This window comes from Oscillatoria salina IIICB1, assembly GCF_020144665.1.
GTDB lineage: Bacteria > Cyanobacteriota > Cyanobacteriia > Cyanobacteriales > SIO1D9 > IIICB1.
In genome coordinates this window covers 15,964-36,952 of the sequence record NZ_JAAHBQ010000018.1, presented here as the reverse complement: position 1 = coordinate 36,952, position 20,989 = coordinate 15,964, and the positions used below count along the sequence as shown (strand labels likewise).

Annotated in this window: 14 protein-coding genes; 11 read left to right on the top strand and 3 right to left on the bottom strand. The window is 41.9% G+C overall.

What is annotated here, in order from left to right:
* Positions 1-29: 29 nt before the first annotated feature.
* From G3T18_RS06995 to G3T18_RS06960, 8 genes are all read left to right on the top strand, one after another.
* The gene (locus G3T18_RS06995) at positions 30-4,124 is read left to right on the top strand and encodes a non-ribosomal peptide synthetase (RefSeq protein ID WP_224409825.1); all 4,095 of its coding nucleotides are present in this window, start codon (positions 30-32) and stop codon (positions 4,122-4,124) included.
* 84 nt (positions 4,125-4,208) lie between these two features.
* Positions 4,209-6,683 (top strand): TonB-dependent receptor domain-containing protein, encoded by a 2,475-nt coding sequence (locus tag G3T18_RS06990; protein WP_224409824.1) that lies wholly within the window; start codon positions 4,209-4,211, stop codon positions 6,681-6,683.
* A gap of 323 nt (positions 6,684-7,006) precedes the next feature.
* Positions 7,007-8,332 carry an MFS transporter gene (locus G3T18_RS06985; RefSeq protein ID WP_224409823.1) on the top strand — a complete coding sequence of 442 codons (1,326 nt, stop codon included), beginning with the start codon at positions 7,007-7,009 and terminating at the stop codon, positions 8,330-8,332.
* 58 nt (positions 8,333-8,390) lie between these two features.
* Positions 8,391-9,800 carry a cytochrome P450 gene (locus G3T18_RS06980; protein ID WP_224409822.1) on the top strand — a complete coding sequence of 470 codons (1,410 nt, stop codon included), beginning with the start codon at positions 8,391-8,393 and terminating at the stop codon, positions 9,798-9,800.
* A gap of 9 nt (positions 9,801-9,809) precedes the next feature.
* Complete coding sequence (locus G3T18_RS06975; RefSeq protein ID WP_224409821.1) at positions 9,810-10,565, top strand: thioesterase II family protein; 756 nt, start codon at positions 9,810-9,812, stop codon at positions 10,563-10,565.
* Between the two features lie 46 nt (positions 10,566-10,611).
* On the top strand, positions 10,612-11,970 hold the full coding sequence (locus G3T18_RS06970) for an MATE family efflux transporter (protein ID WP_224409820.1): 1,359 nt from the start codon (positions 10,612-10,614) through the stop codon (positions 11,968-11,970).
* Positions 11,971-12,421: 451 nt separating this feature from the next.
* Positions 12,422-13,936, top strand: coding sequence for a TonB family protein (locus tag G3T18_RS06965; protein ID WP_224409819.1), 1,515 nt, complete (start codon positions 12,422-12,424; stop codon positions 13,934-13,936).
* A 30-nt stretch (positions 13,937-13,966) separates the two neighbouring features.
* Entirely contained in the window at positions 13,967-15,019 is a 1,053-nt protein-coding gene (locus G3T18_RS06960) for an MORN repeat-containing protein (protein ID WP_224409818.1), read from the top strand.
* Between the two features lie 483 nt (positions 15,020-15,502).
* Here G3T18_RS06960 and dprA read toward each other — a convergent pair whose 3' ends face one another.
* On the bottom strand, positions 15,503-16,606 hold the full coding sequence (gene dprA, locus G3T18_RS06955) for a DNA-processing protein DprA (RefSeq protein WP_224409817.1): 1,104 nt from the start codon (positions 16,604-16,606) through the stop codon (positions 15,503-15,505).
* A gap of 123 nt (positions 16,607-16,729) precedes the next feature.
* On the opposite strand from dprA, the gene G3T18_RS06950 reads away from it, so the two are divergent.
* From G3T18_RS06950 to G3T18_RS06940, 3 genes are all read left to right on the top strand, one after another.
* Positions 16,730-17,806 (top strand): Fe(3+) ABC transporter substrate-binding protein, encoded by a 1,077-nt coding sequence (locus tag G3T18_RS06950; RefSeq protein ID WP_224409816.1) that lies wholly within the window; start codon positions 16,730-16,732, stop codon positions 17,804-17,806.
* Between the two features lie 129 nt (positions 17,807-17,935).
* On the top strand, positions 17,936-18,151 hold the full coding sequence (locus G3T18_RS06945; protein ID WP_224409815.1) for a hypothetical protein: 216 nt from the start codon (positions 17,936-17,938) through the stop codon (positions 18,149-18,151).
* Between the two features lie 80 nt (positions 18,152-18,231).
* Positions 18,232-18,975, top strand: a complete 744-nt coding sequence (locus G3T18_RS06940; protein WP_224409814.1) for a DUF6920 family protein — start codon at positions 18,232-18,234, stop codon at positions 18,973-18,975.
* A 41-nt stretch (positions 18,976-19,016) separates the two neighbouring features.
* Here G3T18_RS06940 and G3T18_RS06935 read toward each other — a convergent pair whose 3' ends face one another.
* A complete protein-coding gene (locus G3T18_RS06935) occupies positions 19,017-19,298 on the bottom strand; it encodes a CopG family antitoxin (RefSeq protein ID WP_224409813.1) in 282 nt (93 codons plus the stop codon).
* A gap of 153 nt (positions 19,299-19,451) precedes the next feature.
* The gene (locus tag G3T18_RS06930) at positions 19,452-20,687 is read right to left on the bottom strand and encodes an LL-diaminopimelate aminotransferase (protein WP_224409812.1); all 1,236 of its coding nucleotides are present in this window, start codon (positions 20,685-20,687) and stop codon (positions 19,452-19,454) included.
* Positions 20,688-20,989: the final 302 nt, after the last annotated feature.

The following is a 20,989-nucleotide window of genomic DNA, read 5'->3' as shown; positions in this document are numbered from 1 at the left end:
ATACTCAAGTTCTAAGTTTAATAATTATCATGGATAGCAAATACTCTGATTTATCACCTGCAAAACAAGCTTTATTCGCTAAATGGAAAAAAGGAAAATTCAATTCTGAAACGATTCCTAAGCGTTCAAATACAGAGTTAATTCCTTTATCATTTCCTCAGCAACGACTTTGGTTTATTGACCAACTTTATCAAGGAAGTTCCTTCTACAATATTGTCGGTGTCCTTCATTTAAAAGGCGCATTGAATGTAATAGCATTGAAGCAAAGTCTCAACGAAATTATGAGACGACATGAAATTTGGCGGACGAGTTTTGTCCTTGTAGATCGACAACCTGTACAAGCGATCGCGTCTCCGTCGGAATTAACTTGGGAACTACCCATCATCGATCTTCAGCATTTAGGTAACGACTGGGAGGCGAAAGTTGAATGTATCGCCAGAGAGGAAGGGCAAAAACCCTTCGATTTAAGCCAAAAACCACTGATACGAGCCAAATTACTGCGTTTAAATCAAGAAGAATACGTTTTGTTGCTAACTATGCACCATATCGTCACTGATGGCTGGTCAATTGGTGTATTTGAACGAGAGTTAGCAACTTTGTATGCAGCTTTCTCTCAAAATCGACCTTCACCTTTACCGGAACTTCCAATTCAATATGCAGACTTTGCAATTTGGCAAAATTTGCATCTCCCTGGTGAATTATTCAACACCCAACTTAACTACTGGAAACAGCAACTAAGCGGCGATTTACCTGTATTAAAGTTACCTAGTCATCGCCCGCGACCTTCTGTGGCTGCGTTTAAAGGTGCAAAGCAATGTTTTACTTTCTCGCCAACTCTTACCGCAGGATTGCATCAATTAAGTCAGCAAGAACAAGTCACTTTATTTATGACTTTGTTAGCTGCTTTTAGTACCTTGCTTTACCGCTATACAAATCAAGAAGATATCTTAATCGGTTCCTCAATTGCTAACCGCAAACGCCCAGAATTAGAACCGATGTTAGGCTTATTTGTTAATACTTTAGTCTTTCGTAATGACCTAAGTGGCAATCCTACTTTTCGCGAACTTTTGAGTCGAGTTCGAGAAGTAACTCTCAATGCTTATGCTCATCAAGACTTGCCTTTCGAGCAATTAGTCGAAACCTTACAACCCGAACGAGACTTAAGCCGAAATCCTTTGTTTCAGGTGATGTTTGTTCTCCAAAATACACCTCAAACTGTTCAAGAAATTCCTGGATTAACTTTGCGTAGTTTAGAAATGGATAGCGGTACGGCTCAGTTCGATCTTTTCCTTTCAATTACTAAATCTAAGCAAAATTTAACTGGCTTTTTGGAATACAGCACCGATTTGTTTGATGCGGAAACCATTACTTGCTTGATTGAGAACTTCCAGACTTTATTAACAGGTATTGTTGCTAATCCAGAGCGAAAAATTTCTCAACTACCCTTACTAACTAGCCAACAACAACAAATTTTAACTCAGTGGAATAACACTCAAGCAGACTATCCCCAAACAACCTCTCTCGATCGATTATTTAACCAACAAGTTGAGCAAACACCAGACAATATAGCTTTAATCAGCCCAACAGAAAAACTAACTTATCAACAACTGAATCAAAAAGTCAATCAATTAGCTAATTATCTCCAAAAACTAGGTGTTACTCAAGAAACTATTGTCGCCATTTGTTTAGAACGTTCCGTCGAAATAGTCATCGCAATTTTGGCAATTCTCAAAGCTGGTGGTGCTTATCTTCCTCTTGACCCAAATTATCCAGTTGAGCGCCTTAATTTTATGCTCTCTGACTCAAAATCAACCTTGATTATTAGTCATTCATCTTTGCTTACTCAAGTAGACAAAATAACTGACAATTTAGCCGAAATTGCAGTTATAAATTTAGACCAAGAATGGCAAAATATTCAACAAAAAAGTAACCTCAACCCTAGCCAAATTTCCACAGCAGAAAATACTGCTTATATAATCTATACTTCCGGCTCAACGGGAACTCCTAAAGGTGTTCTTGGTACTCATAAAGGTACTGTTAATGGCTTACACTGGCTGTGGCAAAAATACCCTTTTTCAACAGAGGAAATTTGTTGTCAGAAAACCGCAATTAGCTTTGTTGATTCAGTTTGGGAAATTTTTGCTCCTTTGCTTCAAGGAATACCTACTGTTATTTTTGCTGATTCAATTGTTAGAAATCCGCAATTATTTCTCGAATCTCTTGCTGAAAATAGGGTAACGCGAGTTGTTTTGGTTCCTTCTTTGCTGCGGGTAATTTTAGAAAGTTACGGTCATTTAACTACTAATTTAACTGAGTTAAAGGTTTGGATAACCAGTGGCGAAGCTATCTCTCTTGAGTTAGTTAACAAGTTTCGCGAATTGATGCCGAATGCGAAATTAATTAACCTTTATGGTTCTTCGGAAGTTTCGGCTAATGTTACTTATTACGATACTAATTTGTTGTCTGAAAAGGCGACTAGCGTGCCAATCGGTCGCCCGATTAATAATACCCAAATTTATGTTTTAGATGGTTATTTGCAACCAACTCCGGTAGGAATTGTTGGCGAATTATATGTTGGTGGTGATGGCTTGGCTAAGGAATATTGGCAGCGTCCTAATTTAACTCAAGAGAGATTTATTGATAATCCCTTTTTTCCTGGAAGTAAGTTGTTTAAAACTGGCGATTTAGGGCGTTATTTACCTGATGGCAATTTGGAATATTTAGGGCGGATTGATGAGCAAATAAAAATTCGCGGTTTCCGGGTTGAATTAGGAGAAGTTAAGCAGGTTATTGTTCAATATCCAGCTATTCAAGATGCGGTTGCGATTGCGACTAAATTTAATTCGGATACCGCGATCGCAGCTTATTTGGTGACAGATGAACCGGATGTTTTGCCGCAATTAAATGATTATTTGCGCGAAAAATTACCTGAGTATATGATTCCCTCGGCTTTTACGATTTTGGAGGAAATTCCTTTAACACCAAATGGGAAAGTAGACAAGCAAGCTTTACCTAAAAATAATTTACTTCGCCTTAGTTCTCATCAATCTTTTGTTGCTCCGAGAACTTTTACTGAGTTAGCCTTGGCGAAAATTTGGTCAAAGCTTTTAAATGTTAAGTCTGTTGGCGTTAAAGATAACTTTTTTGCATTAGGCGGTCACTCGTTTTTAACAGTACGCTTAATGGCACAAATTTATGAGGTTTTTGGACACAATCTTCCTCTGTCTACTCTGTTCGAGAATCCGACTATTGAACAATTAGCAAACATACTTAATAATCAACCAGAGGGTTTGGGTTTGGGTTCTCCTTTGGTGGCAATTCAGCCTGCTGGTGACAAGCTTCCTTTTTTCTGCGTTCATGCGGCTGGGGGAGATATTACTGCTTATTTGAATTTGGCACAAAAACTCGACAAAAACCGACCTTTTTATGCTTTGGAACAAACTCCTAATCAATTGCAAGAAAAACCTCAGTCGGTGGAGGAAACAGCCGCTTATTACTTAGAAGAAATTCGTCAGGTGCAGCCGACGGGACCATATTTTTTGGGTGGTTGGTGTTACGGCGGTGTAGTTGCTTTTGAGATGGCGCAACAATTACTTCGTCAGGGTGAAAAAGTGAGTTTGTTGGTCATAATTGATGCTATTTTGCCTCAAATGAGGATTAAACCGAGTAAAGATGACGATGCTAAGTTTTTGCTGCGTCTTGCTGAGTCGATTAAAACTTGGTTTGGAATTGAGTTTGATGTTTCTTATCAAGAATTACGGGATTTGCCGCTAAATGAGCAATTTGCCCTTTTGAATCAAAAGGCGAACTTAACGGCTAGCGATCGCGAACTTGCCCAACATCTACGAAATTACCAGCTTTTTAAGGCTCATGTCCAAGCTATGCGATCTTATCAGCCACAGGTTTACCCTTACCACATTACCTTATTTAAAGCAATAGAGAAAATTACTCATGATTTCGACTCGACCGAATTTGAGAGTAGCGATCGCTATTTTGGTTGGAGTCCATACTCTCAGCAACCGATCCAAACAAAATCTATCCCCGGCAACCATTTTTCCATGTTTACTGAACCTCACGTAGAAGAATTAGCCAAACAGTTGCAAATGACTCTCAATAATGTATAGTCATAAAACAAGTAGTTGCAAAAAATTTGTGTGAGGAGCTTTGTGAGTAAGGGTAATTTATTCAATCCCTTATGGGGGATATCTATGGCAACATCAGCGATTGGCGCTACCGTGCTAATCGCCCAACCTGCTCGAGCGGCAGTACAAGTAACGGGTGTACGAATTAATCCCACTGCAAGCGGCATCGAAATTATCCTGGAAACAGCAGATGGGGAAATACCCCAAATCTATAGCGGGAGTTTTGGGGAGACATTTTTTGCTGACATTATTAACACTCAGTTGCGTTTACCCCAAGACAATCGTTTTCAACAAGCTAACCCCAGCGAAAATATTGCTTCGGTGACAGTGGAACAGCGCACGAACAACACGATTCGGGTAACGGTCGTGGGCAGAACTGATGTCCCTACAGTTCAAGTAAACTCAAGTAGTGGCGGATTAGTTTTAAGCGTCATTGACTCATCAGCCCCAATCTCTCGTCCACCTCAAGGTACAACCGAGCCTACACCGGAAACCACTCAACCGACAACCCAAGAACCCACAGTAGACGAAACCTTCACCCAAACGGAAACCGAAGAGATTTTCATCACAGTCACCGCCCAAAGAACCGAAGAAGACGTTCAAGATGTACCCATCAGCATTACAGTCTTGACAGAAGAACAAGTTGAAGATGCTGATATCGACTCCTTTGAAGGCGTTGCTGACAATACTCCCAACTTCACCTTTTTTTCCGGGGGCGGAAACCGTTCCACGAGTTTCTACAGCATTCGCGGCATTTCCAACTTTAATTTATCGACTAGAGATGCAGTCGGCTTCTTCGTCGATGATGTCCCTTACGGATTTGCTGGATTCATCGATGTCGAACTAAACGACATCGAACGCATCGAAGTGTTACGCGGTCCGCAAAACACCCTCTACGGGAGAAGTTCTCTCGGAGGTGTGGTTAACGTAATTACCCGCCGACCAACTAACGAATTTGAATTCAGAAATTCACTCAGTTACGCTAACTATGACCATTTTGAATCTCAACTAAGCGTCAGTGGTCCAATCGTAGAAGACGAATTATTCTTTCGCTTATCGGGGCTTTACTACACGAGAGACGGCTATGTAGAAAACACCTTGCTCGATGAGGATATTAATGATGGTTTCGGCTACAACATCCGAGGAAAATTACTCTGGACACCTTCAGAAGAATGGGAAATTACGTTTAATACCTCCTTTGATGATTATCGAGAAGGTGCTGTAGCTTATGTTCCCGACGATGACGATCCTTTTGATGCCGAGCTAGATTTCAATGGCTTTAACGACCTCATTTCTAACGCTCAATCACTGAGAATTGCTTACACCGATCCAGATTTCCGCGCCACTTTGATTACCACTCGCCGTTTTTCTAACCAAAATGGACAGTTAGACGCAGATTATTCTCCAGCCGATATCCTCATTAATACCACTGACTTCGACTCGACAACCTGGACTCAAGAAATCCGCTTACAGTCTCCTGAAGACGCGGAACAATTTCAGTGGATACTAGGCGGCTATTTTGAAACTTCTAATTTTACTGAAGATCGTCCCTTCATTAATGGCATAGATTCAGCACTTCCGGGAATCGAACAAATTGATGGTGAGTTCGACAACAGAACCTTAGCGGTTTTTGGTCAAGTTAGCTATCAACCAATCGAGCAAGTAAATTTGATTGCGGGATTACGATATGAGTCCACTAACAGCGAGATCGAACTATTTGAAAATACGTTTATCCCGACAGTGGGCGAACCTTTAACCACTTTATCCTTAAGAAATCTCGAAACCGACGGTAGCGAAGTGTTGCCTCGCTTTGTCGTGGAATATAACTTTAACGAAGATGTGATGGCTTATGGCAGCATTAGCAAAGGTTATCGTCCGCCAGGTCCAAATTTCAATCCCTTTAACGAAGCAACGGCAATCTTTGAAGGAGAAAGATCCTGGAACTATGAAATTGGTTTAAAATCGTCGTTATTGAGCGATCGCGTCTTTCTCAATATCGCTGTTTTTCATAGTCCCATCGACAACTTCCAGTTTCCCAGTTTCGGTCCCGATGGCAGTTTCATTATCGATACCGCCGATGCTAAAACCACAGGTGCAGAATTAGAAATCAGAGCAAATCCCATCGACGGACTAGATATCATCGCTGGTTTGGGTATTCTCCAAGCAGAATTTACTGGTGGAATTTCTCCTTTTACCGGGGAAACCCTAGACGGAAATAAACTTCCTTATGCTCCCAATCTCACCTATAACCTAGCGGTACAATACCGTCAGCCTGATGGTGGCTTCTTTGGACGATTGGAATTAGTTGGCTTTGGAACTACCAATTTTGACGACATTAATACAGTTCAACAAGATCCCTATGCACTGGTTAATGCTCGTCTCGGATACGAATTCGATAACTACGGCATTTATTTATTTGCCAATAACATTTTCGATAATACCTACAAAACTCAAGCTTTTGACAGCTTTTCCCCTGTTGGTGTTGTCGGTACTTTTGGCGCACCAGCTACTTTCGGCATTCAATTTAGAAGCGAATGGTGAGGTGGTGAGGTGGGGACTGGGGACTGGTGAGGTGGTGAGGTGGGGACTGGTGAGGTGGGGACTGGGGACTGGTGAGGTGGTGAGGTGGGGACTGGTGAGGTGGTGAGGTGGGGACTGGTGAGGTGGGGACTGGGTTCAGTGAACAGTTATCAGTTATCAGTTATCAGTTTATACTCCTTGTCTCCCTAATCCCTAATCCCTAATCCCTAATCCCTAATCCCTAATACCCAATCCCTAATCCCCAATCCCTAATCCCCAATCCCTAATCCCTAATCCCTAATCCCTAATCCCCAATACCCAATCCCTAATCCCCAAATTTTACCGTGATTACCAGCAAAAGCCTGAAAAAACTTGGATTACTAGGTAGTTTGTACGTCTCTCAGTACATTCCGATTATCTTTTTCCTCGAAGCCTTACCAGTGTTTATGCGTCAGCAAGGAATGTCTTTAGAAGGGATTGGAATGCTTTCCCTGCTTGCACTTCCACTGACGGTGAACTTTCTTTGGTCGCCTTTAATTGACCGTTATGGCTTTACTCGTTGGGGACATTATCGCTTCTGGATTATTTGCTTGCAACTGATTGTAGTTGGTGCTAGTGCTGCTTGTGCGTGGCTAAGTATCGAAGAGCATTTTACGATTATACTGATTAGTATTTTCTTGCTGTGTTGCTTGTGTTCGACGCAAGATATAGCTACAGATGCTTTAGCGGTAGGACTTTTGTCACCTGATGAGCGAGGTTTAGGAAACGGTGTCCAAAGAGGAGGGGCGTATCTCGGTTCGGTGATTGGTGGCGGTGGGATGTTATTGTTACTAAGTCAGTTTGGATGGACTGCTACGTTACTAGCGATCGCCACAATTATGTTAGTGGCTTTGATTCCTATTTTCCAGCATCACGAGACGTTACCCAGACAAAGAAATCAGCATTCACACTCTCAAAATCTTTCCCAATCTTATCAAATTCCTCAAAGAGGCTCAGATTCTCAATTTTCGGCGCAAGCTGTTGACTCTCGCAATCTCTTTTCGCTGATTATTTCCTATCTCAAAATCTTTACTAGCTTTTTCTCGCGTCCCGGTATCGGACACTGGTTGATAATTTTGGTACTCTACACCGTCGGTTCTTTCATGGCAAGTACGATGTTTCGTCCGATGTTGGTGGATATTGGCTTATCTTTAGCAGAAATCGGTTTTTTGCTAGGAATTGTGAGTTATACGGCGGCAATTTTCGGTGCAGTGACGGCTGGTTTATTGATTGCACCTTTGGGAAGAAAGCGATCGCTGCTTTTGTTTGGTTTACTCGAAACCTTCGCTACCGTAACTTATATTCTCGCAGCTTTTGGAGTCACAAATCGTGTCTTTCTTTATTTTGCCGCAATCTTGGTTCATTTTACTGGCAGTATGGCAAGCACAACAATGTTGACAGTAATGATGGATAAAAGTCAATTAGATCGGGCTGGGACTGATTTTACCATCCAAAATTCCTTTGTTTATCTGGGCGGGATCGGTGCTGCGGCGCTTAGTGGTGTAATTACTGAAGCTATCGACTATCAAGGAACATTTGCGCTGGGAATCGTTATTTCGCTGATTAGTTTGATTCTGATTGCCAAAAGCTTTTCCCAGATAAATCGCGAGATCCTCAATCTCGAAACTTAGAATCTTCTTTCTTGACGAATTCTACAACAATTTCTGGAAAAATTTAGCGAGAGTAGCCATGAAACTACCACCATCTGCCAAAACTCCCCTATTATTGCAGTATCTCAAGTTAATTGTCGATCCGATTAAGTATGTCGATTCACTGGAATCTCGCTATGGAGATATTTTCACGCTTATGTTTGATGGGATACCCACAGTGTTTGTCAGTAACCCAGAAGCAATCAAACAGATTTTCACCAATACCAAACAGATTACTGCTCCCGGAGAGTTAAACCGAGACAGTAGTTTTCTTACAGGTGAACGAGGTTTACTACAACTCGACGGCTTCCAGCACAAACATCGACGTAAGCTATTAATGCCAGCTTTTCACGGTGCGCGTCTGCAAGCTTACGGACAGCGAATTTGTGACATTACCGCCGAAAAATTTGCGAAAATGTCCCTAGAGTCGGAAACTGGTAAAACTGTCTCCATGTTTGAGATTATCGAAGCGATCGCGCTAGAAATAAGCTTAGGGGTAGTCTTAGGCTTGAGTCAAAATAACGAACCGAGAGAAACATCCCTCAGAAAGTTACTTCCGAAGATTATCAAGTATCTGCGATCGCCGTTTTTATCGATCTCTTTTCTACTTCCTTTCTTAGAACCAATTTTAGCTAAAGCTAATCCCGAAGGGAATTTTCTCAGTCTCCGACAAGAACTATTTCAACTAATTTCGGCAGAAGTTGCCGCACGTCGCCAACAACAACCAGATAATAACCACATTAAATCATCTCCAACTAATATCCTCTCTGAACTCATCTCAATTCGCGACGAAACGGGCGAATTCCTCAGCAACGACGAAATTCGCGATCTCCTGCTTTCGCCTCTTTTCGCCGCCCAAGATGCTTCAGCGATCGCCATAACTTGGGCGCTATACTGGATTCACCGTTTCCCCTCAGTCCGCGAAAAATTGCTTCAAGAACTTGATTCCTTGGGTGAGTCCCCAAATCCCACGAACATCGTTGAACTTCCCTATCTCAGCGCTGTCTGTAATGAATCTCTGCGGATTTACCCAACTCAACTATTCACCTTTCCCCGCAGAGTCGAATCACCCCTAAATTTGCTCAGTTACGAATTAAATCAGGATACTGTCCTCAGAGTCAATATTTGTGCAACTCATCGACGCCAAGATTTGTACCCTGAACCCAACCAATTTAAGCCAAAACGCTTTCTCGAAAGGCAATTTTCACCTTGGGAATTTCTCCCCTTTGGTGGCGGTTCTCGCGGTTGCATTGGGGGAGCTTTTGCTTTATATGAAATGAAGTTAGTCTTAGCAACTATTCTTTCTCGCTATCAATGCACACTCGCACAGCAAAAACCCGAACAACCTCGATTTGATGGGCTAATTTGTTATCCCGCTAATGGCGTAAAAATGACAATTCTCGGTCAACGTCAACCCCAAAAAAGCTCACAGTGCTACTCACTAAATTAATTACTCAAAATGAACACAACCTCAACTTTTAACAACTGGGTTACTTGTCCCAAACCTAATCCCCAAGCCAAACTAAGACTTTTCTGTTTTCATTATGCTGGCGGTAGCGCTTTGAGTTTTCGCACCTGGGCAGATCGTCTACCAAATTATATCGAAGTTTGTCCGGTGGAACTTCCCGGACGAGGAATTCGCTTAATGGAACCTCCCTTTACTCGGCTGCAACCTCTACTTCAAGCACTAGAAAAAGCTATCCTTCCCAGTCTCAATAAACCCTTTGCTTTTTTTGGTCACAGTATGGGTGCAGTGCTTAGTTTTGAACTAGCCCAACTACTCGCCAAAAATCATCATTTGAGTCCAGTACAATTGTTTGTTTCTGGTCGCCGTCCGCCGCAAATTCCCGACCCAGACCCACCACTTCATAATTTACCAGAAGCAACGTTCCTCAAAGAACTACGCCGTTATAACGGGACACCGGAAGAGGTGTTAAATAATGCAGAATTGATGGAATTGTTTCTTCCGACACTGCGAGCAGATTTTGCGGTTCTGGAAACTTATGTCTACACTCCCAAACCACGGTTAAATTGTCCAATTAGCGCTTTTGGTGGCTGGGATGATTGGAAAGCTAGTGCGTCAGATTTGCAAGCATGGGAAGAACTAACTAATGCTGATTTTTCCTTAGAAATGTTCCCCGGAGATCATTTCTTTATCTATTTTTCTGAGTCCAGCCTACTACAGTCTCTCGTGCAAAAGGCGATCGGGGATTAGCGATTGGGGATTGGTAACTGATAACTGTTCACTGGTAACTGTTTATATGACTTCATCATCACAAGCTAAGATCGCAGACGCGATCGCTAAAGATAATCTCGTCAAGCTAATGTTAAAGTTAACTCCTCCTGGAATTATCGGAATGCTTTTGATTAGTTTGAATAACTTTATCGATGTATTTTCGGCGGGACGCTTCATTGATAAAAATGCCCTCGCAGCTATATCTCTCGCTCTTCCACTTACTTCTTTAGTAATTGGTTTTGCTCTCTTTGTCGGTGTAGGTTCGGCTTCAGTTCTTAGTCGCTCTCTTGGCTCTGGAGATGTTAATATTCAAGCAAAAATCTTTGGTAATTTCACTTTACTTAGTGTAATTATCTCCTTTTTTCTAACTATCTTGGGTTATATTTTTAGCCAACCATTAATTAACTTTATGGGTGGCTCAGGAGAAATTGCTGACTTGGGAGTTGTCTATTTCCAAACTTATGTTCTTGGTTCGCTATTTTTCATTTTAGCAATTGGTTCCAGTCAACTTATTAAGGCAGAAGGAAAAATCCCTTTGGCAACTATTTTTTCTGCCATTTACGTCTTCACAAATATAACCTTAAATCTTACTTTTGTACTTATTCTTAATTGGGGAGTGCGAGGAATAGCTTTTGCTACAGTTATTTCTGCATTTGTTTACACTTGCGTCAATTGGACTTATTTTCTTTCTGGTAAAAGCTCAATTCAGGTTAATCTAAAAAGGTTAGCTTTTGCTAATAAAAATTTAACAAAGCAAATTATCTCAGTTGGTAGTTCTGTGATCCTAATGCACAGTATCGAAATTGTCCAATTAACTGTTATTTATAAATCAATTGCTCACTATGGTTCCGATAACGATCTTGCTTTTGTTGGAGCAACTTTAGCTATGTATTCTTTAATTACTACTCCGCTATATGGATTTGTGCAAGCTCTCCATCCAGTTATTGGCATAAATTATGGCGGTGGCTTCTATGAAAGGGTGAAGAAAGCTTATTTAACTTTTAGTATCGGTGGGACAATTTTGTCAACTATTCTTTGGCTACCTTTACAATTTTATCCTCAATTTTTTCTCAGTTGGTTACTTCCAAATTTCGATTTTACAGCAACTTCTTTGCTCAACTTTCGGATTGTGATTTTACTCTTACCTTTGATATCTTTTATTTGGTGTAGCATTGCGATGTTTCAGGCTATGGGTAAGGGTAAAATTGCCGGAATTTTAATTGTGAATAGACAATTAATTCTGTTTGTCCCAGTAATTTTATTTGTGCCGATTTGGTTTGGTGTAAATGGGGTTTATTATAGTTTATTTTTGGCAGAATTCTTGGCTGGTTTATTAGTAGTTTATTTGACTTTTAGAGAATTTATAAAGCTGAAAATAGTCTAGATTTTTTAGCAAAAAACTGTTAGTTAGCTAAGTAAACAACTTTATCTCTAAGTTGACAAATAGACTAAAGTGGTGTACTGCTTGCTACACTTATTCCTGTTCGTCACTATTTTATAACTATTTTCAATAAGTAGAAAAGCTATTGGTCGTTATTCTCAGCCGAGTCAATCTACTCTGGAGGAGATTATTTCACAAAATTTATCTAGAAAAACACTTGACAAACAAAGCTTTGTGCTGATTTTTCTCTCTGGCAGATAACTGAGCGAAAATATACTTGACTTATTGGTTGCTATTTGCAACAATTTGATTTACTATAACTAACTTAGTAAGAATTAATTGCAATAATCGAGGAAAAAGAAATCTGTTACCCTCGATTAGCCTAGCGTGCGCGAAATTTCGAGCGATCGCGCCGTGTCGATTGCAAAAACTTTGGGGAAGGGAAGATTGAGCAATGAGTCTGTCTAGCTTTTGTATTGAGCAGCGAAAAAGGGAACAAGAGCAGTTAAAGAAATTCCTTGCCCTGACTTTTGTGGGTTCTGTATTATTTCATGTGGCTCTGGCTTTAATCTTAACCTGGTTGCCCAAACAACCAGCTTATGCCGAAGATCCGATAGAATTTATTCTCGTCGAGGAACCACCAGAGGAAGAAGAAATTCGCGAACCTGAAGAAAAACCAGAGGTTCCCGAACCGACACCGACTCCACCGGAACCGGAAAAACCCAAAATAGAACAACCAAAGCAACCGAAACCAGAAACGAAGGTTCCCGAACCAATTCCAACTCCTGTGGAACCGGAAAAACCCAAAATTGCACAGCCAAAAGAACCTACTCCCCAACCGGAAACGACGGCGACTACTGCGACCACTCCCACAACACAACCGACTGAGTTAGAGGAGGAATCACAAACTGCTGCTCAAACGTCGAGGGAAGCTAGTTCTCAACCCCTAGAATCTAATTCTAACGAGCGACCGTTGCGCGATCGCCTAAGCGGTAGTGACGCACCCTCATCAAATGATAATTTCGCTCCAGTAGACCCTAATCAAGTAGCGAGTAATAACAATCCACCCAGTCAAACGGGAAGCACGTCGAGTCCCTTGTCGAGTTCGAGCGATCGCACTTTTCGCGATAATTTAGACAATAGTTCCCAGACTGCGACTAACAGCGAGAATGATTTTGGTTCCACTAATCCTGGTGCGGTAGCGAGTAATAACAATGCACCCAATCAACCGGGAAGCATTTCCAGTCCCTTATCTGGAGGTGGAAGCGATCGCACTTTTCGCGATAATTTAGACAATAGTTCCCAGACTGCGACTAACAGCGAGAATAATTTTGGTTCCACTAATCCTGGTGCGGTAGCGAGTAATAACAATCCACCCAATCAACCGGGAAGCATTTCCAGTCCCTTATCTGGAAGTGGAAGCGATCGCACTTTTCGCGATAATTTCGGTAGTGGTTCCGCTTCAGGTGTTCCTGGTGGTAGCCAAGGCGAATTCGGTAGCGATTCTCCGGGTAGCATTGCCAGCAATAATAACGCACCAGGTAGACCGGGAAGCATTTCCAGTCCCCTTGACTCCAACTCTGGTGGTGGTTTTTCCGGCGATTTGAGTGGGGGAAATGCACCCAGCAATCCCGGTGGAAGCCAAGGAAGCTTTGACTCCAGCAACCCAGGCTCAGTTGCCGCCAACCGAGGAGCGCCCGCACGCGCTCCATCGGGTTCAGGACAAGGCGGAAGTTGTGCCCAACCAGAACCAGTGTATCCGTCATCTCTTCAGGGTCGCAACATTAAAGATGAAGTCAAAGTTGCTTTTGTGGTTGACCAAAACGGGAATGTAAGTAGCCCACAACTGGTAGAACCAAGCAAATATAACGAACTCAACCAAGCAGCATTAGATGCTGTAGGAAGAATGAGTTGTCAACCGACCACAGGCAGAAACCGTCGAGTGGAAGTGACAATTAGGTTTGATTAGAAAGAATTGGCAGAATTGGCTTTGAGGTTTATGAAAATGATTAAGATTGCTAAATTAGGCATTGTACTTTTAGTTGCTTCTAGCTTTGAGTTTAGTAATCCTCTCCTAGCAACGGCTGGAGTTGTTACCTTACCCGATGGAGGGCGTTGCGAAGGGGAAATTAGCAACGGGAATTTAAATGGTAGAGTTGTGTGTGAATATGCTAATGGCGATCGCTATCAAGGAGCGTTTGTTGATGGCAAAAAACAAGGTCAAGGAGTTTATACTTTTGCCGATGGGGGTACTTACGAAGGGGAATTCCAAGCAGGAACGCCAAGCGGTAGAGGAGTGCGCGTTTATGCCGATGGCGATCGCTACGAAGGCGAGTTTGCAGGAGGTCAAGCTAACGGTCAAGGGGTTTATACTTCTACCGATGGCGGTAGTTACGAAGGTGAATTTAAAGACGGCGCGCCCAACGGTGAAGGAACTTTTACTTATGCTAACGGCAATAAATGTTCTGGTAGTGTTACTAATGGCACAATTTCTGGTCAGGGAACCTGCGAATATACTAATGGCAACCGCTATCAAGGCGAACTGAAAAACGGTCAACCAGAAGGACAGGGAACTTATACCTTTGCCGATGGTGGCAGTTATACCGGAGAATTTAGTAACGGTCAATTTAACGGTGTCGGGGTGCGAAAATTTGCTAACGGCAACCGTTACGAAGGTAGTTTTAGTAATGGAACTCCTGACGGACAAGGAACTTTAACCTTCGCTGATGGGAATAAATACGAAGGTGAATTTAGCGAAGGGAAGTTTAGCGGCAGTGGAACCTATACTTTTACCAACGGCAATCGTTACGAAGGCGAGTTTAGTAACAATCGGTTTAATGGTACGGGAACATATTACTTTGCGAATGGATCTCGCTGTCAGGGAGAATTTAGCGAAGGTCAATTAAACGGTGAAGCAGTTTGCACCTATGAAAACGGCGATCGCTACGAAGGAGAATTTAGCAACGGAGACAAAAACGGTGAGGGTGTTTACATCTTCTCCGATGGTACTCGCGTTCAAGGAACCTGGGAAAATGGTGAATTGAAAAATTGATCGGCGAGTCATTGCTCGTAATACAATCCAAATACATTAAATATAAAATTAAATCGAGCCAGACTAAGATTGTGAATCAATCTTAGTCTGCTTTTACAAGGAGATTTAGGGATTTTGGAGAAGCATACTTTCAGCCCAAGACCCAGAAACCATGATTAGTATGTAGAAACCTGAATTCGATATAAGCAAATTGGCGAGAAAGCCGTTTCAGTCGGTATTTCCAAGAGCGCTACGGCAAGGATACGGAGGCTTACGCTAAGGCTTTTCACCGTTTAGAAAGTTGTTGTCGGGACGAGTCACCGTTTGCACATCCTTACTGGTGGGCTGGTTTTCTTTTTCAAGGTTTGGCGTAGTTTCTGACAGTAATTGGAGAAATTTTCTCTTAGAAAATACCCGATGTTTGCTAAATATCATTACCTGGTGGAGAGGTAGCAATGCTACGTCTCTACAGGAAATTTGTCGCCTTTTCTGGGATATTTCATCTTAATTGCGGCGATATCTCATGCCTGGTAATTGACTGATTAATCCCATTAATTCTAACTCTAATAAAGCTGCGGAAACGGCACTGGAATCCATGTTTACAGCTTGAACAATTAAATCAAAAGGCATGGCTTCCGAGGCAATTGTTGACAAAACTTTTGCTAAACTAAGTTCCAATTCGGGGATTGGTTGCTGAGGTTCGACAATCACATCTAATTGAGGAATTGTGCCTAACATTTCCAATAATTCTGCTTCGCCTTCGATGCCAAAAGCACCGCGATTTAAAAGTTTCAAACAACCTCGATATTCTTCGCGGTCGGGAGAGTTAGGTAAAACATAAATATCTCGACCAAATTCATTAGCATATCTCGCAGTAATTAATGCGCCTGATTTTTGTGGCGCTTCCATTACTAAAACTGCCCGACATAAACCCGCAATAATTCGATTTCGCGGCGGAAAATTCCTCGCATTTGGTGTAGTTCCTGCGACATATTCACTTACAATCAAACCTTTGTTTTGGATTTGTTCGTAGAGTTTTCTGTTACTAGAAGGATAGATAATATCTACACCAGTTCCTAATACCGCGATGGTTCGTCCTCCTGCTTCTAAACAGCCTTGATGGGCTTCGGTGTCTATTCCCGCAGCCATCCCGGAAACGACGGTAAAGCCGTGTTTAGCTAAGGCGGCGCTGATTTTGCGCGTCCATCTGCGTCCATGTTCGGTGGGGTAGCGAGTTCCGACAATACCCACCATTGGCGTAATGCCTTGATTTTCTTGGCGGTTGACCTCCCCTCGGTAGTATAATAAACCGGGTGGACTAGGAATCTCTCGCAATAAATAAGGGTAATCTTGGTCTGCTGGTGTCCAAAAATTGGGGTTCTTGACGAGGTGTTGGCTGAGGAGTTGTTCTGGGTTGAGGCTATTTCGCTTGGCGACGATGATGCTAAGAGTCTTTCCACCTAAGCCCTCAACCGCCCGTAATTCGTACTCGGAAGCCAGCCAAGCTTTTTGCAAGGTTCCGAAATGCTGGTACAAGCGTTGCAGTAAGACAGATCCTACTTTCGGCACTTGTGACCATGCTAGCCAATATGCTCTTTCTTCAACCAAGAATCCTACTCCCTGAGAAAAATTTTAGCAAAAATGTTTCTTGACAACTAAGAATTAATCTCATTAGTTGTAAAATACTTTATGACAACTAATCGATAATCCACTGAAAAAAGTAAAAACAAGATGATCGACACTAGAAGTAGATTAGCAGGGATTTTAACCGGATTAGCGATCGCCGCGATCGCTGGATGCACAAACAACACCCCCGAAGCTAACACCACCGACACGGAAACCACCGCAGCCAATGCTGGTGAAATAAATTTGTACTCATCCAGACATTACGACAGCGATCGACAATTGTATGACAACTTTACCGAAGAAACAGGTATCGAAGTTAATTTAATCGAAGGAAACGCCGAAGAATTAATCGAAAGAATTAAAAACGAAGGCGAAAATAGTCCCGCAGATGTTTTAATTACCGTCGATGTTGGTAATCTTTGGCGGGCGCAACAAGAAGGAATTTTACAACCCGTAGAATCAGAAACAATTACTTCAGCAATTCCGGCAAATGTTCGTAGTCCCGAAGGATATTGGTTTGGTTTAACTAAACGGGCAAGAATTATAGTTTACAACCAAGATAACGTTAATCCCGACGAATTAAGCACCTACGAAGCTTTAGCCGAACCTGAGTGGCAAGATCGAGTTTGTGTGAGAAGTTCGAGCAATATTTACAACCAATCTTTAGTAGCTTCCAAAATAGAAGAAAAAGGCGTTGAAGAAACCGAAACATGGGCAAAAGGTTTAGTCGAAAATTTTGCCCGCGAACCCGAAGGTAACGACACCGACCAAATCAAAGCCGTAGCAGCCGGGGAATGCGACGTAGCGATCGTCAATCACTATTATATCGCCCGACTTAAGCAAGCTGATGACCCCCAAAGCCAACAAATTGTTGAAAATATTGGCGTATTTTTCCCTAATCAAAATGAAGGCGGAACCCATGTTAATATTAGTGGCGCTGCGGTAGCTGCCAATGCTCCAAATCAAGAAAATGCGGTTAAATTTATCGAATATTTGACTACTCCTGAAGCTCAAGAAATTTTTGCTAATCAAAATAATGAATTCCCCGCGATTAGCAATTTAGAACCTAACGAGACAGTTGCGAGTTTTGGCGAATTCAAAGAGTCAGAATTAAATGTTTCTGGCTATGGTGAAAAGAACTCAGAAGCGGTACAATTAATGGATCGTTCTGGCTGGAAATAATCGGGGTGGGGCGGGCATCCTGCCCGCTCAATTATTTAAATTTAAATAAATTAATTTCCAAAAATATCTCAATTTGTGATAATATAATTACAGGATATGCTGAAATAATCTAAGAATTTAACTAAATTTATGTCTCTGGATAAGCAAGAAACAAAACAGTTATTAGAACGTTTAATTTTTGATGACGAACGTCCCCAAGATTGGGTACAAGATGTTTGGGGAATGAGTCCTACTTTGGGAGAAAGTGCGGCGAAATTGCTGGATGCTTTTGAGATGTTAATTGAATGTTGTCCTGAAGAAAAGTTAGAAAATTTGTTGCAAAGTTTGTATCAAGAACAGCTTTGATGATTTTGTCTGAGAAGAAAGTATTTTTAGAGAAATTGTTGGCAGATGCAATAAACTGTGAGTAGACATTGGAGGAATCCATGACTAAACAGGTTTCACTTAATGCTTTGTGGGAGTCAGCCAAATCTAACCAAGATACTTTCCCATCAAAGCAACTTTCTCAGCTTCCCCAAGCAGCGCAAAGATATCTGGAACACGCGATCGCACCGGGAACAAAACTTGCATCAGCGGTTCGCTTAAAAATGCACGGAGAGATTAAACTACAAAATTGGCTTCCCTTCACCGCAGAACAAGTTATTTCTCGATCTCGCGGCACGATTTGGAGTGCTAAAGTAAGTATGAATGGCTTACCGATCCGTGGCTCAGATCGAATTGTAGACGGTGTAGGTGCTATGCAATGGAAGCTATGGGGACTCATCCCAGTTAAGCAAGCTTCAGGACTTGAGATCGCCAAATCTACTTTTGGTCGCTTTCAAGCAGAATTAGTTTGGTTGCCGTCGGTATTCTGTGGTAGTGAAGTATCATGGACGACAAACTCATCGCAGCTACAACTTAGCTTTCCAGCCCTCGATAACCAAGCCGAACTTACCTTAACTACCGAAAATACAGGTCGCCTGAATAGTGTAGAGTTAAGGCGCTGGGGAAATCCAGATAATACTGAATTCCGTTATCTCAACTTCGGGGGTATTGTTGAGCAGGAAGGGACTTTTGGCGGCTACACCATTCCAACACGCTTGCGAGTTGGCTGGTACATGAATAGCGATCGCTTTGAGTCCGAGGGTGAATTTTTCCGAGTTACAGTTGATAACGCAATCTATCGCTAGACTTTTCGTTATTTAATAATAAATATAGCATATTTCCTGATTTAAGTAAATACTTCGTCGGCAAATCTTTCTCGAATAATTTTACTAACTAATTGACTAACTCCTACCCCTTGGTGTTGGGCTTGTTGGGACAAAACTTTCATTAAATCTACTTCTATTTCGATCTCAAAATGTCGCTGTTTCAACTCCACTGCTTCTAGAGTGACATCTTCCAAATCCTCTAAATAGTCAGTGGTGTCATGGTTATCCCAAAACTCTGCTGCTTCTTCATAGTTAGTAAATTCATTTGATATAGGGTCAATTTGCTTTTGTTTATCGTTCATAAAACCTCCGCTCTGAAAGCAATTCCATAATCGAGGTAATATCTTGTGGTTGTGCCTCTCGAATCAAAATTTCTTGACTATTCATCAGATAATTTAAAAGATAAATAAACTTGCAAAATCAAACGAGGATGGGCAGCGCCCACCCCGATCTTTTTAGACTTTAAATTTTTCGCCGATGCGTTTCATAGCTTCTTCAACATTCTCGCGACTATTAAACGCGGAAATGCGGAAATAACCTTCACCAGCAGCACCAAAACCGGAACCAGGAGTTCCCACAACATGACAGGTTTGTAACAGTTTATCGAAGAAATCCCAACTAGATAAACCTGCGGGAGTTTTCAACCAAATATAAGGTGCGTGTACCCCACCGTATACATCGATTCCTGCTTGGGAAAGTTGCTCGCGGATGAGGGTGGCGTTTTCCAAATAAAAGTCAATTAACGACTTAATTTGTGCCTTTCCAGCTTCCGAATAAACTGCTTCTGCACCTCGTTGAACAATGTAAGAAACGCCGTTGAATTTAGTAGATTGACGGCGATTCCACAGCTTCCAAAGTTCGACATCAGAACCATCAGCCGCTTTAGCTGTTAGTTCTTTCGGGACAACAGTAAAAGCGCAACGAATTCCAGTGAAACCTGCATTTTTGGAGAAAGAACGAAACTCGATCGCGCAATTTCTTGCTCCTTCGATTTCGTAAATTGAATGAGGAAGTTCTGGGTTAGTGATGTAAGCTTCATAAGCAGCATCAAAGAAAATAATTGAGTTATTTTCTTGAGCATATTCTACCCATTTTTTCAGTTCGTCTTTGCTAATAACCGCTCCCGTAGGATTATTAGGAAAACACAAATAAATTAAATCAACTTTTGCTGAAGGTAGAGAAGCCTGAAAATCGTTTTCGGCGGTAATCGGGATATAAACTAAGCCTTGAAATTCTCCTTTTTCATTGACTTCGCCAGTATGTCCTGCCATCACATTTGTGTCTACATAAACAGGATAAACTGGGTCAGTAACGGCAATTTTGTTATTTTTGCCAAAGATATCAAGAATGTTACCTGTGTCGCACTTGGCGCCATCAGAAACGAAGATTTCTGAAGCATCAACCTCGCAGCCCCTAGCTTGGAAATCCTCGGCGGCAATTTTCTCTCGTAACCAAGCATAACCTTGTTCAGGACCGTAGCCTTTGAACGTCGCGCGAGATCCCATATCTTCCACAGCTTTAATCATCGCTGTGCGGCAAGCTTCTGGCAAGGGTTCGGTTACGTCACCAATGCCTAACTTGATAATTCTAGCATCAGGATTGGCTTGGGCAAAGGTATTCACCCGTCGCGCAATTTCCGGAAACAGATATCCGGCTTTGAGTTTGAGGTAGTTATCGTTAATCGTTGCCATGAGAGAATCAATACAAACACCGTAAACCAGCTTATCTTTAAAGGGGATTAGTTGGTGATTGGTGATTGGGGATTGGGTTCAGTTATCAGTTATCAGTGAACAGTTATCAGTCAACAGTTGGGATGGGATTGCTAATGGGAGAGATTCAAGAAGGTGGCATTAGAAGAACGACAGATTCGAGGGTAAATTGGTCACTGTTCACTGTTGATTGGGGATTGGGGATTGGGAAATAAGGAGAATAAACTGATAACTGAGTAAAATCTCGAAGCTAGAATCAAGCTTGATTTCCGGGAAAATATTTA